General features: G+C 63.6%; 12 protein-coding genes and 1 pseudogene. 8 read left to right on the top strand and 5 right to left on the bottom strand.

From position 1 onward, the window contains the following. Positions 1–158 precede the first annotated feature (158 nt). Together secG and tpiA are read right to left on the bottom strand one after the other, a co-directional pair. The gene (secG, locus tag NKI29_RS02225) at positions 159–611 is read right to left on the bottom strand and encodes a preprotein translocase subunit SecG (RefSeq protein WP_352502400.1); all 453 of its coding nucleotides are present in this window, start codon (positions 609–611) and stop codon (positions 159–161) included. Positions 612–774: 163 nt separating this feature from the next. After that, on the bottom strand, positions 775–1,542 hold the full coding sequence (tpiA, locus tag NKI29_RS02220; RefSeq protein ID WP_352795442.1) for a triose-phosphate isomerase: 768 nt from the start codon (positions 1,540–1,542) through the stop codon (positions 775–777). A gap of 142 nt (positions 1,543–1,684) precedes the next feature. On the opposite strand from tpiA, the gene NKI29_RS02215 reads away from it, so the two are divergent. The 5 genes from NKI29_RS02215 to NKI29_RS02195 are packed head-to-tail and all read left to right on the top strand — an operon-like array spanning position 1,685 to position 7,115. Continuing rightward, a complete protein-coding gene (locus NKI29_RS02215; RefSeq protein WP_352795440.1) occupies positions 1,685–3,577 on the top strand; it encodes a SurA N-terminal domain-containing protein in 1,893 nt (630 codons plus the stop codon). Continuing rightward, complete coding sequence (gene trpD, locus NKI29_RS02210) at positions 3,574–4,584, top strand: anthranilate phosphoribosyltransferase (RefSeq protein ID WP_352474265.1); 1,011 nt, start codon at positions 3,574–3,576, stop codon at positions 4,582–4,584. The genes NKI29_RS02215 and trpD overlap by 4 nt, the downstream gene beginning before the upstream one ends. A gap of 4 nt (positions 4,585–4,588) precedes the next feature. Continuing rightward, a complete protein-coding gene (gene trpC / locus NKI29_RS02205) occupies positions 4,589–5,401 on the top strand; it encodes an indole-3-glycerol phosphate synthase TrpC (protein ID WP_352795438.1) in 813 nt (270 codons plus the stop codon). Positions 5,402–5,403: 2 nt separating this feature from the next. Continuing rightward, on the top strand, positions 5,404–5,910 hold the full coding sequence (moaC, locus tag NKI29_RS02200) for a cyclic pyranopterin monophosphate synthase MoaC (protein ID WP_352448833.1): 507 nt from the start codon (positions 5,404–5,406) through the stop codon (positions 5,908–5,910). Beyond that, positions 5,910–7,115 carry a molybdopterin molybdotransferase MoeA gene (locus NKI29_RS02195; protein ID WP_352568686.1) on the top strand — a complete coding sequence of 402 codons (1,206 nt, stop codon included), beginning with the start codon at positions 5,910–5,912 and terminating at the stop codon, positions 7,113–7,115. Before moaC ends, NKI29_RS02195 begins: the two co-directional genes overlap by 1 nt. 7 nt (positions 7,116–7,122) lie before the next feature. On the opposite strand, the gene NKI29_RS02190 is transcribed toward NKI29_RS02195, so the two are convergent. Then, positions 7,123–7,953 (bottom strand): hormone-sensitive lipase, encoded by an 831-nt coding sequence (locus NKI29_RS02190; protein ID WP_352568687.1) that lies wholly within the window; start codon positions 7,951–7,953, stop codon positions 7,123–7,125. Between the two features lie 96 nt (positions 7,954–8,049). Beyond that, positions 8,050–9,297 carry a kynureninase gene (gene kynU / locus NKI29_RS02185; RefSeq protein WP_352568688.1) on the bottom strand — a complete coding sequence of 416 codons (1,248 nt, stop codon included), beginning with the start codon at positions 9,295–9,297 and terminating at the stop codon, positions 8,050–8,052. A gap of 446 nt (positions 9,298–9,743) precedes the next feature. Here kynU and lexA point away from each other — a divergent pair, with 446 nt between their 5' ends. Then, a complete protein-coding gene (gene lexA, locus NKI29_RS02180) occupies positions 9,744–10,478 on the top strand; it encodes a transcriptional repressor LexA (RefSeq protein ID WP_023674949.1) in 735 nt (244 codons plus the stop codon). Here lexA and NKI29_RS02175 read toward each other — a convergent pair. After that, positions 10,472–12,935 (bottom strand): annotated as a pseudogene (locus tag NKI29_RS02175) (ComEC/Rec2 family competence protein). The gene lexA and the pseudogene NKI29_RS02175 sit on opposite strands and share 7 nt — an antisense overlap. A gap of 96 nt (positions 12,936–13,031) precedes the next feature. Between NKI29_RS02175 and gltX the strand changes: the two are divergent. Together gltX and gltA are read left to right on the top strand one after the other, a co-directional pair. Beyond that, the gene (gene gltX / locus NKI29_RS02170; RefSeq protein WP_352795436.1) at positions 13,032–14,453 is read left to right on the top strand and encodes a glutamate--tRNA ligase; all 1,422 of its coding nucleotides are present in this window, start codon (positions 13,032–13,034) and stop codon (positions 14,451–14,453) included. A gap of 179 nt (positions 14,454–14,632) precedes the next feature. After that, positions 14,633–15,961, top strand: coding sequence for a citrate synthase (gene gltA, locus NKI29_RS02165; RefSeq protein ID WP_352568691.1), 1,329 nt, complete (start codon positions 14,633–14,635; stop codon positions 15,959–15,961). The last annotated feature ends 45 nt before the right edge of the window (positions 15,962–16,006 follow it).

Genomic DNA, 16,006 nt, shown 5'->3' with positions numbered 1-16,006 from the left:
GCCCGGCGCCCCCCAAGGACGCCGAGAATGCCGCGTGCAACGTATAATCGATTAGCCGGAAGCGCCTCAAGCGTGAGGCGCAGTCGAATCTTCATGATCGTGCGGCATTTGCCGCGACTGTGTTCAAACGACAACAGATCGCGGCATAAGTTGCCCTATTACTGGTTGGGGACCTGCGGCGTGGCCGGCGCGGTGGCGCCGTTTGTCGCTGGCGGCGTCGCCGGAGCGGTTGCCGGCGGCGTCGTTGCCGCGCCGTTGCCGGACGGCGGGGTCGGCGCCGTGGTGCCTGAAGGCGGCGTCGGCGTCGTGGTTCCAGGCAATTGGTTGAGTACGCCCTTGCCTGCTCCGTCCGAGGCCGCCGGCACGCGATCGAGAATGTCGATCGGCTTCTCGCCATAGCGCGCAACGATCGACAGTGTCAGCGAGGTGACGAAGAAAGCGGCAGCCAGGATCGCCGTCGCCCGCGTCAGCGCATTGGCGGCGCCACGCGCGGTCATGAAGCCCGATCCGCCGCCGATGCCGAGGCCGCCGCCTTCGGAGCGCTGCAGCAGCACCACGCCGACAAGCGCGAGCACGACCATGAGGTGGACGACGATCAGTACGGTTTCCATAATTTACCCTGGCAAGGCCTTGTGCGGCCGCTGATTTGGAGGCGGCTCAATACAATGCTTTGACGGCATTTCCAAGCCCGTGGCCGGAATATGGGAAGCAATGCGTCCTTTGCAACGATTTCGACGTCGGCCGTCCGCTCAAATGCAGCAACCAGCCCTTGTATCAAGCGATGTTTCGATAGGCTTCCGCGATGCCGAGGAAGTCCGCCGCCTTTAGGCTGGCGCCGCCGACCAGCGCGCCATCGACATTCCTGACGCCGAGCAACTCGATGGCGTTGGACGGCTTGACCGAGCCGCCGTAGAGAATGCGCATCTTGGCCGCCGTATTGCCGAGCTTCCGTGCCAGTTCTTCGCGGATATGCGCATGTGCCTCGGCGACGTCGGCGGCGGTCGGGGTCAAGCCGGTCCCAATCGCCCATATTGGCTCATAGGCAATGACGGTGTTGGAAGCCGTGGCGTTTGGCGGGACCGAGCCAGCGACCTGGCGCGACAGCACGTCGAGCGTGGCTCCTGCTTCTCGTTCGGCTCTTGTTTCACCAATGCAGATGATGGCCACCAGCCCGGCGCGCCATGCGGCGGAGGCCTTGGCCTGGACCAAGGCATCGTCCTCCTTGCGATCGGCGCGGCATTCGGAATGGCCGACGATGACATGGCTGGCACCTGCATCTTTCAGCATCTCGGCCGAAATGCAGCCGGTATAGGCGCCGCTTTCCTTGGTGTGGCAATCCTCTCCGCCGGCCCGCACCGGCGTGCGCGACAGAATCTCGGCGGCGTGCGCAAGCAAGGTCGCCGGCACGCAGACCACCGCTTCGGTCTCGGCGTCTAGCCCACTCATGAAGCCGTTGCCGATCATCCTGAGCTCGTTGAGCGAGGCGCTGGTGCCGTTCATTTTCCAATTGCCGGCGACGAGCGGGCGGATTCCAGTGGTCATGGGATTTGTTTCTCCGGGCAATTTCCAGCTGGCCTTCACTATCAAAATCAGGCCACAAAGCAATCGACAGTGGGCAGGAAGGGCGCTATTGCGCTTGTTTCAGACTCGGCGCATGCGAAATGCGCAAAAATCGGAAGTACTCATGCTTGGTATGTTGAGAAGCGCGGCGGGGACCTGGGTCGCGAAACTGCTGCTGTCATTGTTGGTGTTGAGCTTCGCCATCTGGGGCATCTCGGGGCGGCTGATGGGCGGTCTTGCCGGCCATGACGCCGTGATTACGGCCGGAGGCACCAAGGTCTCGATCAACGAATACCGCCTCGCCTACGATCGCCAGCTCAGCGTCATGTCGCAGCAATTCGGCCAGCGCATCAGCCGTGAGCAAGCGACGGCGCTCGGCATCGACAACCAGGTGCTGGCGCAACTCGTGTCGGGTGCCGTCCTCGACGAGCAGGCCCGCAAGCTCGGCCTCGGCCTGTCCAAGGACCGGCTCGCCGAACTGACGCGTGAAGACCCGGCGTTCAAAGGGCCTGCCGGAACCTTCGACAGGAGAACCTTCGAGTACCTGCTTCGGCAGGTCGGCATGCGGCCGGAAGACTATTTGAAGAACCGCGCCCAGGTCGCGGTCCGCCAGCAGATCGTCGAGGCGGTTTCGGACGGCCTCAAGGCCCCGGATACATTCTTCAAGGCGGTCGCGCTCTATCGCGGCGAAGATCGCACCATCGACTACCTGACCTTGCCGAAATCGCTGGTCGAACCGATAGAAGCGCCGTCCGACAGCGCGCTTTCGGCCTATTTCGAGGAAAACAAGAAAACCTACGCCGCTCCCCAATACCGTAAGTTCTCCTATGTCAGGCTCGAACCGGAAGACATCATGGATTTGAGCGCGGTGACCGACCAACAGGTCAGCGACGACTACAATAAGAACAAGGCGCGCTACACCACGCCGGAGATGCGCACCATCGAGCAGCTTGTGTTCAAGACACCTGATGCCGCAAAGGCGGCGCTCGATTCGCTCAGGACCGGCGCGACCTTCGACAAGATCGTCGCTGCCGAAGGCAAGACGCCGGCAGACACGCTGCTCGGCACGCTGGCCAAGGACAAGATCGCCGACAAGGCGGTCGCCGATGCTGCCTTCAAACTGAACGTCAATGAGGTCAGCCCGGTCGTACAGGGCGCCTTTGGTCCCGTTCTGCTGCGCGTCACCGACATCAAGCCCGAAGTGGTGAAGCCGCTGGCCGAAGTGTCCGAGCAGATCCGCAAGGACCTGGCACTGGGCGAGGCAAGCCGCATCTTGCTGGACGTGCACGACAATTACGAGGATACGCGCGCCTCGGGCAGTTCGCTCGCCGAGGCTGCCGCCAAATTGAAGCTGAAGGTCGTCACCATCGATGCCATCGACCGCACCGGCCAACGGCCGGATGGAAGCATCGTCAAAGACCTGCCGGAATCGCCGGCACTCATCAAGGCGGTGTTCGAATCCGAACCCGGAACCGACAATGAAGGCCTCACCACCGCCGATAACGGCTTCGTCTTCTACGACGTGAGCGCGATCACGCCTGCCCGCGACCGCACATTGGACGAAGTCCGCCAGAAGGTCGTGGCCGACTGGACCGCGGCGGAGACCACCAAACGGCTCACCGCAAAAGCACAGGAGCTCGAGAAGCGTCTCAAGGCTGGCGTCACGCTCGAGGTGATCGCCGGTGAGCTCAAGCTCGAAAAGCAGACCAAGCGCGGCGTCAAGCGCGATGCGGACGACGTCGATTTCGGCAAGGAAGGCGCCGCCGCGATGTTCGGCGTCGGCGAAGGCGGCATCGGGTTGATCCCCTCACCTACGGGCGACGGACAGATCCTGTTCAAGGTTGCCGAGGTGTTCGAGCCTGCCGGGGCCGATGCCAGCTCAGTGCCCCAGGACGCACAGAAGTCCTTCACCTCCGGCATGTCCGACGACCTGCTCGACCAGTTGGTGGCGCAGTTGCAGACGCAATATGACGTCCGCATCGATCAGGCGGCCGTAACCCAAGCCCTGGCCAGATGAGCGCGCTGAAGATCCACATCGCCAAGGTCGCCGCCGGCAGCGCTCTTTCCTTCGAGGAGGCGCGCGAGGCCTTCGACATCATCATGTCCGGCGATGCTACCCCCGGCCAGATCGGCGGCTTCTTGATGGCATTGCGCGTGCGCGGTGAGACCGTCAGCGAGATCGCCGGCGCCGTCGCCACCATGCGCGCCAAGATGCTGCGTGTCGAAGCTCCCGAGGGTGCCATCGACATTGTCGGCACCGGCGGCGACAATTCGCACAGCGTCAACATTTCGACCGCATCCGCTTTCGTCATCGCCGGCAGCGGCGTGCCCGTCGCCAAGCACGGCAATCGCGGACTGTCCTCGCTGACCGGCGCCGCCGATGTGCTGATCGCATTGGGCGTCAAGATCGACATCCCTCCGGAGACGATCGGCCGCTGCATCCACGAGGCCGGCGTTGGCTTCATGTTCGCGCCGGCGCATCACCCGGCGATGAAGCATGTCGGCCCGACCCGGGTCGAGCTCGGAACCCGCACCATCTTCAACCTGCTGGGCCCGCTTTCCAATCCGGCGAGTGTCAGACGGCAGATGGTCGGCGTGTTCCTGCCCGAATGGATCATGCCGGTGGCAGAAACGTTGAAGGAACTTGGTGCCGACCATGCCTGGATCGTCCATGGCGACGGCTATGACGAGATCACCACCACCGGCGAGACACTTGTCGCCGAATTGGCCGGCGGCGAGATCCGCAGCTTTACGCTGACCCCGGAAGCCGTCGGACTGAAGCGGCACACCAAGGACGAGTTGCGCGGCGGCGACGCCGCCCACAACGCCCAGGCACTGCGCGACATGCTGGGCGGCGCCGCCGGCGCCTTTCGCGATACGGTGCTGATGAATGCCGGCGCCGGGCTGGTGGTGGCCGGCACAGCGACGACCCTCGCCGACGGCATGGTAACGGCGGCGCAGGCCATCGACAGCGGCCGCGCGCTGAAAGTGCTCGACAGGCTGATCGAGATTTCGAACGGTTAAAACCATGTCCGACATCCTGCGCAAGATCGAGGCTTACAAGCGCGACGAGATCGCGGCGGCCAAGGCACTCGTGTCATTGGCCGAGATCAAGGCACGGGCGACGGATGCCGACGCGCCGCGCGGCTTTCTTTCCGCCCTTGAAGCAACGCGCAAATCCGGCGGGTTCGCGCTGATTGCCGAAATCAAGAAGGCTAGCCCATCCAAAGGCCTGATCCGCGCCGATTTCGATCCGCCGGCGCTGGCCAGGGCCTATGCGAAGGGCGGTGCCGCCTGCCTTTCGGTGCTGACCGACGCACCCTCCTTCCAAGGCGCGCCCGAATTCCTCACCACTGCGCGCGCTGCCGTCGAGCTGCCTGCCCTGCGCAAGGATTTCCTGTTCGACCCCTATCAGGTCTACGAGGCCAGGGCATGGGGCGCCGATGCCATCCTGATCATCATGGCCAGCGTCGACGACGCGTTGGCAAGAGAACTCGAAGCGACAGCGTTCGGGCTCGGCATGGACGCGCTGGTCGAAGTGCATGACGAGGCTGAAATGGAACGCGCGCTGCAGCTGTCGTCGCGACTGATCGGTATCAACAACCGCAATCTCCGGACCTTCGAAACCAGCCTGCAGACCTCGGAGCGGCTGGCAGCGATGGTGCAGGCCGACCGCCATCTGGTCAGCGAGAGCGGTATCTTTTCGCACGACGATTGCCGCCGGCTGGAGCAGAGCGGCATTGCGACTTTCCTGGTCGGCGAGAGCCTGATGCGCCAGCAGGACGTGGCCGCGGCAACGCGCCTGCTGTTGACGGGCAAGGCGCCGGCAGAGGCCGTTTGAGGATGGCGGCCGCCCTCACTCATCTTGGCGCGCAGGGCGAAGCCAACATGGTCGATGTCGGCGACAAGGCTGAGACGGTGCGCACGGCAGTCGCAGAAGGTTTTGTCGCGATGCGGCCCGAGACGCTGGACATGATCCTCGCCGGCGACGCCAAGAAGGGCGACGTGCTGGGCACGGCGCGCATTGCCGGCATCATGGCGGCCAAGAAGACGCATGAACTGATCCCGCTTTGCCATCCGCTGCTGCTGACCAGGATATCTGTCGATATCGAGGCGGACGCCGCGCTGCCCGGCCTGAAGGTGACAGCATTGACCCGCGTCACCGGCAAGACCGGCGTTGAGATGGAGGCTCTGAGTGCCGTCTCGGTCGCTTGCCTGACCATCTACGACATGGCCAAGGCGGTCGACCGCGCCATGGTCATCTCCGGCATCAGGCTGGTTGAAAAGACCGGCGGCAAATCCGGCGACTACAAGATCACCGGAGACGGGGCCACCGAGGCAGGCCGATAATGGCGCTGGTCCCAGTTGCCGAGGCGCTCGAGCGCCTGCTGGACGGCGCAGCAGCGCTGCCGGGCGAACGCGTCGCACTGCTGGATGCCGCCGACCGCGTGCTGGTGGAGCCGGTTGTGGCGCTCCGCACCCAGCCGCCGTTCAACGCCTCCGCCATGGACGGCTATGCCGTGCGGGCGGCCGATATCGCGTCCGTACCGGCAAGGCTTTCGGTGGTCGGCATGGCGCCGGCCGGACGCGGCTTTGCCGGAACGGTGCAGCAGCGGCAGGCCGTGCGCATCTTTACCGGCGCGCCGCTTCCCGAAGGCGCCGACACTATCGTCATCCAGGAGAACGTCCGCGATCTCGGTGGCGGCAGCGTCGAAGTGACGGAACCGACGGTGCAGGGGCGCAACATCCGCCGCCTCGGGCTCGATTTCGCCAAGAGCGATGTCCTGCTGCCCAAAGGCCGCCTGCTCGACCCGGCGGCCTTGTCGCTGGCGGCATCGGCCAATCACCCCGAGGTGCGCGTGGTCAAACGGCCGCTGGTCGCCATCATCGCCACCGGCGACGAATTGCTGCCGCCGGGCAGCGATGTTGGCCCCGACCAGATCATCTCCTCCAACGCCTATGGTGTCGCCGCTGCCGCACAGTCGGTCGGTGCGCGCGCGCTCGACCTTGGCATCGCGCCGGACCGCAGGGAGGCGATCGCTGCGCTGGTTGAAAAGGCCGTGAAGGCTGGCGCGAACGTCATCGTCACGCTGGGCGGTGCCTCGGTCGGTGACCACGACTTCGTCCATGACGTGCTGACCGGGCAAGGCATGACGCTCGATTTCTGGAAGATCGCCATGCGGCCGGGCAAGCCACTGATGTTCGGGCGGCTGGGAGACATTCGCTGCATCGGCCTGCCCGGCAATCCGGTGGCAAGCCTGGTCTGCACTCAGCTCTTCCTGAAGCCGCTGCTGGCGCGGCTCGGTGGCCGCGCCTTTCAGCAGGATATACGTCGGGCACGGCTCGGTGCTGCCATGCCGGCCAACGATCTCAGGCAAGATTATGTGCGGGCTGTTGTCATAGATGACACCGGTACGCTCGTGGCGACGCCGTTCGGCATCCAGGACTCCTCGATGCTGAAAATGCTGGCCGATGCCAACGGGCTGATCGTTCGCGCGCCGTTCGCTCCTGCCGCGGCGGCGGGCTCCCCCTGCGACGTACTGATGCTACGCTGAACCTGCCTCACTCCGAAATCAAGGTCCGGGTCAGCGGATGGTCTGGATCGGCCAAACCGTCGATGATGTTGAAATGATGCCGGTCAGGCTCGACCACCGAGCTGGTCGCGGTACCCAGGCCGATCCAGATGTTGGCCAGCAACGCGCTCTGACGCAGGAATTCGGCGCGCTCGCCGCCGCCGGCCCAGCAGGTCAGGCGGGCCTTGTCCATCGGGCGCAGCAGCACCGGACTTTCGGCCTGCGCCTCGGCCTCATCGATCGCCAGCGTCTCGTTCATGCCGGTGCGCATGATCGGGCGCAAATCGTGCACCCCCGAGATCGACACCACGTGACGAACGCGCCGGACCACTTCGGGCGCCAGCGGCGTCGTCGCCGTAACCATCCGGCTAACAAGATGGCCGCCGGCCGAGTGTCCGGTCAGCATCAGCGGCCCTGGAACCATCGCCGCCGCCTTGCCGATCGCCGCGCCGACTTCCTTGACGATGCCGCCAATGCGTATCTGCGGACAGAGCGTGTAGGACGGCATCGCCACCGCATAGCCGCGATCAACAGGGCCAGTGGCAAGATGCGACCAGAAACTCTTGTCGAATGCCATCCAGTAGCCGCCATGAACGAACACCACGAGTCCCTTGGGCTTGATGGCCGGCAGGAAAAGATCGAGCCGGTTGCGTGGGTTGTCGCCATAGGCCATGTCGAGCCGCGCCCTGCCCTCGGTCGAAAGCACGTCGCGGAAAACCCGCGCGGGCTCGATCCAGGCCGCCGGCCAGCGATCGCTGCCGGCTATGTTGGCGCCGTTGGCATAGGCGTTGTCCCAATCGGCAATGTGACGTTCGAACACCCTGCGCCCTCCCTGGCAATATAGCCTTGCAACGTAGCCGTGAGCATCGCGCGGCGCGTCGTCGCCAGCCTCACGATTCCAGCTCTCGCATCAATCTCAAGTGACAGCCGCCTTGATGGCGAAGCGCGCTTCCTTCCACGCACCGGTGCGCAGGATGTCCTCAAGCACTTCGACGGCCTGCCAGACATCGGCATAGCCGACATAGAGCGGGGTGAAGCCGAAGCGCATGGTCGATGGCGCGCGAAAATCGCCGATCACGCCACGTTCGATCAGCGCGCGCATGACCTGGTAGCCATGCTCATGCATGAATGAAATCTGGCTGCCGCGTTTTTCCCCATCGCGCGTGCTTTCGAGCGTGAGCCCGTAAGTGCCGCACTTTGCCTCGACAAGCTCGATGAACAGATCCGCCAGTGCGATGCTCTTCTTGCGCACCGCCGTCATGTCGACATCGTTCCAGATGTCGAGCGCGCCCTTCAGCGTGCGCATCGACAGGACCGGCTGCGTGCCGCACAGAAACCGGCGGATGCCGGTGCCGGCCGCATAGCCTGGCTCGAAGGCGAAGGGCCGTGCATGGCCCCACCAGCCGGTGAGCGGCTGCTGGATGTCGGAAAGATGCCGCTCAGCCGCATAGATGAAGGCAGGCGCGCCCGGGCCGCCATTCAGATATTTGTAGGTGCAGCCAACGGCAAAATCGGCGTTTGCCTTGTCGAGTTCGACTGGCATCGCGCCGGCGGTGTGGCAGAGATCCCAGACGATCATCGCCCCGGCTTCCTGAGCCCTGCGCGTCAGCGCCGGCATGTCGCGCAGTTCGCCCGACTTATAGTTGACGTGGTTGACCAGCACCACGGCGGTGCGTTCGTCGATCAGCTCTTCGATGGTCGGCGCGTCGACCCCCGAGAGGCGCAGCAGCGTATCTTTTCGCGTCGAAACCACACCCTCGGCCATGTAGAGGTCCGTCGGAAAACTATCGCCCTCGGCGACGATGACCTGCCGCTCCGGTCGCATGGCCATGGCGGCGTGCAGCAGCTTGTAGATGTTGACCGATGTCGTGTCGCAGACCACCGTCTGGCCGGCCGCGGCACCGATCAGGCGCCCGAGCTGGTCGCCAAGTTCAAGCGGCATGTTGAACCAGCCGGCCGTGTTCCATGCGCGGATGAGATCATGCGACCATTCTTCGGTCGCGGCCTTGTGCAGTTCATCGAAAGCGGCACGTGAAGCAGCTCCTAGCGAATTGCCGTCGAGATAGATCACTCCTTGCGGCAACACAAAGCGGTCGCGCATCGCGCGCAACGGATCCGCGGCATCCATCGCCTTTATGGCCACGAGATCGGGAATTCCTGTCATGATTTGTCTGCTCCCCCAAGATCCAACGCAACGCCGGACACGCATCGACTGTTCTTCCATTACCTGGTTGCGCGCAGCAAGGCTCCACCGGCGAGAAGCAGCCTGACCAGGCGGTGGAAACCGGGACTTAACCCGAGGTTGGCGTTTTGAATTCGTTTCGTTCACGGTGCATTGACCAAACCGCACAGTCGATACGGGTTCAATTCCGTGCCTTTTGCCGACCGACGGCCGATGCCAGTGCCGCCTTCTAGGAGGCCAGAAGGGCGCAAACGAAAGCAGAATCAAGGCGATGAGGCTCGCGGCGGTGAAAATGCGGTACGCCGGTAGGGACGTCGTTTGTTTCCCGAGCCTTAACGCATTCATTAAACTTTAAACAGTTGCGGAACACAACTGGAACAGATAGTGTTTGTTCTGGGTTTGTTTTTCTGATTCTGTTGGGGGTCGCTATGCTGACACGCAAACAACACGAACTGCTTATGTTCATCCACGAAAGGTTGAAGGAAAGCGGTATCCCGCCTTCATTCGACGAGATGAAGGAAGCGCTCGATCTGGCTTCCAAATCCGGAATCCACCGGCTGATTACGGCGCTGGAGGAGCGCGGCTTCATTCGCCGTTTGCCCAACCGGGCCCGTGCGCTGGAGGTGCTACGCCTGCCTGACTCGATCGCCCCCGGCCTCAATGCGGCACGCAAGTTCTCGCCGAGTGTCATCCAGGGCAGCCTTGGGCAAGGCGCCCCTCGGCAGGGCAAGCCGACATCGTCGCGTGTCCCTGCAGCCGGCAATGACGACGATGTCGTCGCCGCCGTTTCGATCCCGGTAATGGGCCGCATCGCGGCCGGTGTGCCGATCGATGCCATCCAGCACCAGACGCATTCGATTTCGGTGCCGCCGGATATGATCATGGGCGGCGAGCATTATGCGCTCGAGGTCAAAGGCGATTCGATGATCGAGGCTGGCATTTTCGACGGCGACACGGTGATCATCCGCAATGCCGATACGGCGAGCCCCGGTGAGATCGTGGTGGCACTGGTCGACGAGGAGGAAGCGACGCTGAAGCGGTTCCGCCGCAAGGGCGCCTCGATCGCCCTGGAAGCCGCCAATCCGGCCTACGAGACGCGCATCTTCGGACCAGACAGGGTCAAGGTGCAGGGCAAGCTCGTCGGACTGATCCGCCGCTACTGAGCTCCGCCCTTGGCGCCGGCTTTGGGGTTGTCGGCCCTGCGGTATGGCGGCAGGCCCCGTGCCGCGCGTGAAAATTTCCGCTGCACGTGCCAGGGCCGGTATGATTTTTTGACGGCGAAGCGGATCTCGGCGCGTGTTGCCGCTTGTGGATCGAAATAGACGGCGGCACTTCCCGCGCGCGCCAGTTGCCGTTTGGTGACGACGAGGACCAGCCGGTCGTAGTAGCAGGGGTTATGGGCGGTGGCGTCGTCGATGACGATCAAGCTGGCAAAGGCGCAGGCTGGCCGCGCAGTATCGCGGTCCTTGGCTTGCGCGATGATCGCGCCGGATGGATGCCTGGCAAGGCAGAGGCCGTCCGTGCAAATGAACGGCATGCCCGGCGGTAGGTCGGCCGGATCGGCAATGTCGAATTGCGGGTCGTTCTTTCCAGGTGTTTCCGGCGCGACGATGGCCTCTGATGTGAGCGCGCGTTTCCAGTTGTCGATGGTGAACTCATTCGGGCGTGCCCGGTTGACCGCGAGTTCACCGCTGCCGATCGGCAGCGCGACCAGCCGCGCGTCCTCCGAGACCAATACGTCGGGTATGCGTGTCTGCGTTGTCGTCAGCAAGCCGGCGAGCGCAAAAGGAAGTGCCGCCAGCCGCAACCAGGTCGTCGCCATGCTGGCAATGACGAGGGCGATCGTCACCAGAAGGACGGATCTCAGCGAAATCAGCCCGACCGCATCGATCGGCGAGCGCTCCGAGATCCACCCGGACAGGGCGATCATCGCCGTCAGCCCCTTGCCCATGACATAGAGGAAAGGGCCATCCGCACCGAACGGCATCGCCAGCGCGCTGAGAACGGCGAAGGGCATGACGACCAGTGAGACGATGGGCATGATGGCCAGATTGGCGAACAGGCTGAGCGGCGCCACGCGCTGGAAATGCCATATGGCGAAAAGCGCCGTGGCGCTCCCTGCAATGATTGAGGTCATCGCCAGACCGCACATGCCCAACAGGACCTTTCGAGTGGCAAAGCGTAGCGGCGACCGCCGCGGCGGCGGCGTGGTGGCCCTGCCGGCGCGGTAATCGGACCAGCCTGCATAGGCGCCGACAAGGGCCGCCGTCGCGGCGAAGGACATCTGGAAACTCGGACCGACCACCTCGTGCGGCGACACCAGGATGACCGCGATGGCCGAGATCGCCAGGTTGCGCATGGTGAGCGCGGCCCGGTCGAACAGCACGGCGATAAGCATCACCGCCAGCATGATGAAGCTGCGTTCGGCCGCAACGACAATGCCGGAAAAGACGAGGTAGGCCGCAATCGAAAAAAGCGGCGGCCGCGGCATATTTCTTGACCGGCCGTCGCGATGAGAAATCGGGAAACAGCGCAAAGGCACCCCGCAGCAGCGCCATGATGGTGCCGGCGACCAACGCCATATGCAGCCCCGAGATGGAGATGATGTGGTAGATGCCGGTGCGCCGCATCGCTTCGTTGATCTCCTCGGGAATGCCGGCGCGCACGCCGACGATCAGCGCAGCAGCAATCTCGCCCTCGGCACCGCCGATGCGGCTGCGGATATGGTCGGCGATGGATTCGCGCGCGTCTTCGATCGCGGAAGAAAGCTGCGCGGCAAGCGGCATGCTGCCCGACGACACGACTTTCGGATTGCCGAGAAAAAAGCCGCTGCCGCCGATACCGGCGAAATAGCTGTCGAAGGAGAAATCATAGCTGTCGGGCCGCACCGGGCCGGTCGGCGGCAGCAGCCGCACATAGCCGGTGATCTCGGAACCGGCGGTCAGCTCAGCCGGTATCTTCATCGCCGAAACGCGGACCCGTTCCGGCATGTAGCGCAGTGTCGGCCTGGCCGTTGAGATCACATCGATTGTCAGCCTGATGCGGCCGCTCGCCATGGGCTCGTACGATACGACGCGACCCGTCAGCCGCGTCGAGATTTCGGAGCCGAGCATATGCGTTCCGACACGCCATGTCTCGAACTTGGCGGCAAGTACGCCAAGCGCGCAGAGCAGCGCCACCATGAAGCACAGGCGCGTCCTGGGCCATGACCGCGAGACGACGGCACAAAGGGCCGCGAGGAGCGCGATTGCGATCGGCTGTGGAAAGGCCGGCTCCACCGACAGCCCGAAATATACGACCACCCCGCATGCGAGGAACACCGGCACCAGCAGGAAGGCGATGCCGCGGTCGAGTTCCAGGCCGGCTGCCGAGGTTACGCTGTTGCGGATACGGGACGGTGACGGGAGGCGGAAACGCCTGGGCAGGCGTACGATGGGCTCGCCCGCGGGCACGAGAACCGTTGCTGGGTCGCTGGCCGGCAGCGACGGAGCATCGAAGCGCGGAGCGGGTAGCAATGCCGGTGCCGGCAGGACAGGCGGGGGAGCGGCAAACAGCAAGCGTTCGCTGACGCCGCTGCCAACGTCCTCGCCCTCGCCCGCACCACGGCCTCGCACAGCCATCGGGTCTGCCCCTTGCGCCCTCGACCTCCTATGCTACATGAACGCGCAACGCGCGAAAGTCCGCAAACCCACTTCCTTCGCCCGCCTGAGAGTTCCATGCCCGATAAGGTCGTCACCCGTTTTGCCCCCTCGCCCACCGGCTATCTGCACATTGGCGGCGCGCGCACGGCGCTGTTCAACTGGCTGTATGCCAAGCACACAGGCGGCACGATGCTGCTGCGCATCGAGGACACCGACCGCGAGCGCTCCACCGATGCGGCGACGGCAGCCATTCTCGACGGACTTTCCTGGCTCGGACTCACCTGGGACGGCGCGCCTGTCTCGCAGTTCGAGCGCGCGCCGCGCCATCGCGAGGTGGCCGAGGAGCTGGTGCGCGTGGGCAAGGCCTATTACTGCTACGCGACGCCGGCGGAGCTGGAGGCGATGCGCGAGGCAGCGCGAGCCAAGGGGCTTCCGCCCCGCTATGATGGACGCTGGCGCGACCGCGACCCGTCGGAGGCGCCGCCCGGCGCCAAGGGGGCGATCCGCATCAAGGCGCCGACAGACGGCGAGACGGTGGTGCATGACCGCGTCCAGGGCGACGTGCGCTTTCCCAACAAGGATCTCGACGATTTCATTATTCTGCGCTCGGATGGCAATCCCACCTACATGCATGCCGTCGTCGTCGACGATCACGACATGGGCATCACCCACATCATCCGCGGCGACGATCATTTGACCAACGCCGCACGCCAGACCGTAATCTATCAGGCCATGGGCTGGGAGGTGCCGTCGATGTCGCATATCCCGCTGATCCACGGTGCCGACGGCGCCAAGCTGTCGAAGCGGCACGGTGCGCTTGGCGTCGAAGCCTATCGCGCCATGGGCTACCTGCCGGAGGCGCTGCTCAACTATCTGGCGAGGCTTGGCTGGAGCCACGGCGACGATGAGATCATGTCGATCGCCGACATGATTGCATGGTTCGACATTGGCGACGTCAACAAGGGCGCCGCCCGTTTCGACTTCGCCAAGCTCGAGGCGCTTAACGGCGTGCATATGCGCCGGATGAACGACGCGGCGCTGCTCGACATCTTCATCGCCACTCTGCCCTATCTTGAAGGCGGCCCGGCAATCGCGGCGCGCCTCGACGACAGACGCAGGGCGCAACTGCTTGCCGCTTTGCCGGGCCTGAAGGAGCGCGCCAAGACGCTGGTCGAACTTGTTGAAGGGGCTGCATTCCTTTTCGTCGAGCGGCCGCTGCCGGTCGACGAGAAGGCGGCGGCGCTGCTCAGCGGTGAGGCGCGCGCGATCCTGCGGGGCGCTCATGCGGCACTAGCCACGGTTTCGGAGTGGTCTGCCGCCTCAGCCGAAGCCGCGATCCGCGACTATGCGCAGGCCGCCAGCCATAAACTCGGCGCCGTGGCCCAACCTTTGCGCGCCGCGCTCACCGGCAAAAGTACCTCGCCAGGTGTCTTCGATGTGCTGGCCGTGCTTGGCCGCGAGGAAAGCCTGGCGCGGATCGCTGATCAAATCGATTAGCAAACTGGCCCAAGAAGATTGGCATTGAAAGGTGTGTTTCGCAGTGCAACATTGGGTCTTGGCCTAATCTGCCGCGCAGATTTAATTGCGGGCGCAAATGTGCGTATTCCGATGTTTTTGACGTGTTGGGTTCAGATATTTTGCCTTTGCCGGCCTGAGGAAACAAAAAGGAGTTTGCTATGACCGAACCTGCGACAAAAATGGAATTTGGCGGCAAAACCCAGGCATCGACGGCCAAACTGGAACTCGGCGGCAAAATCCATGAATTCAAGATACGAAGTGGTTCGGTAGGACCTGACGTCATCGACATCGGTTCGCTCTACAACACCGCCGGCGTCTTTACCTACGATCCCGGTTTTACGTCGACGGCGAGCTGCGAATCGGAAATCACCTTCATCGATGGCGATGCCGGCATTCTTTTGCACCGCGGCTACCCGATCGACCAATTGGCCGAGCACGGCGACTTCCTCGAAGTCTGCTATCTCTTGCTCTATGGTGAACTCCCGACCAAGGCGCAGAAGGACGATTTCGACTACCGGGTGACGCGCCACACCATGGTGCATGAGCAGATGTCGCGCTTTTTCACCGGCTTCCGCCGTGATGCGCATCCGATGGCGGTGATGTGCGGCGTGGTCGGCGCGCTGTCGGCCTTCTATCACGATTCCACCGATATCTCGGACCCCTATCAACGCATGGTCGCGTCAATGCGGCTGATCGCCAAGATGCCGACGATCGCGGCGATGGCCTATAAATACCACATCGGCCAGCCATTCATTTACCCGAAGAACGAGCTGAATTTCGCAGCCAATTTCCTGCATATGTGCTTCGCCGTGCCTTGCGAGGAATACAAGATCAATCCGGTGCTGGCCCGCGCGATGGAGCGCATCTTCATCCTGCACGCCGATCACGAACAGAACGCCTCGACTTCGACCGTCCGCCTGGCCGGCTCGTCGGGCGCCAATCCTTTTGCCTGTATCGCTGCCGGCATCGCCTGCCTGTGGGGTCCCGCACATGGCGGCGCCAACGAGGCAGCCCTGAACATGCTGGGCGAGATCGGTCATGTCGATCACATCCCGGAATTCATTGCGCGCGCCAAGGATAAGAACGATCCGTTCCGATTGATGGGGTTTGGCCACCGCGTTTACAAGAATTACGATCCGCGCGCCAAGATCATGCAGAAGACCGCGCACGAGGTCCTGGGCGAGCTCGGCATCAAGGACGATCCACTGCTCGACATCGCCATGGAGCTGGAAAGGATCGCACTGACCGATTCCTATTTCATCGAGAAGAAGCTCTATCCGAACGTCGATTTCTATTCCGGCATCACGCTGAAGGCGCTGGGCTTTCCCACCACCATGTTCACCGTGCTGTTCGCGGTCGCCCGCACCGTCGGCTGGATCGCGCAGTGGAAGGAGATGATCGAGGACCCGCACCAGAAGATCGGTCGCCCGCGCCAGCTCTATACCGGCGCGCCGGAACGGGACTACGTGCCAATCGCGAAGCGGTGAAGGTGGTGAATGGTGAATGGTGAATGGTGAATGGTGAATGGTGAA

The organism is Mesorhizobium sp. M0678 (assembly GCF_040320505.1).
Taxonomy (GTDB): Bacteria; Pseudomonadota; Alphaproteobacteria; order Rhizobiales; family Rhizobiaceae; genus Mesorhizobium.
Note: the sequence above shows the minus strand (reverse complement) of the source record. Positions and strands in the feature narration are given on the sequence as shown.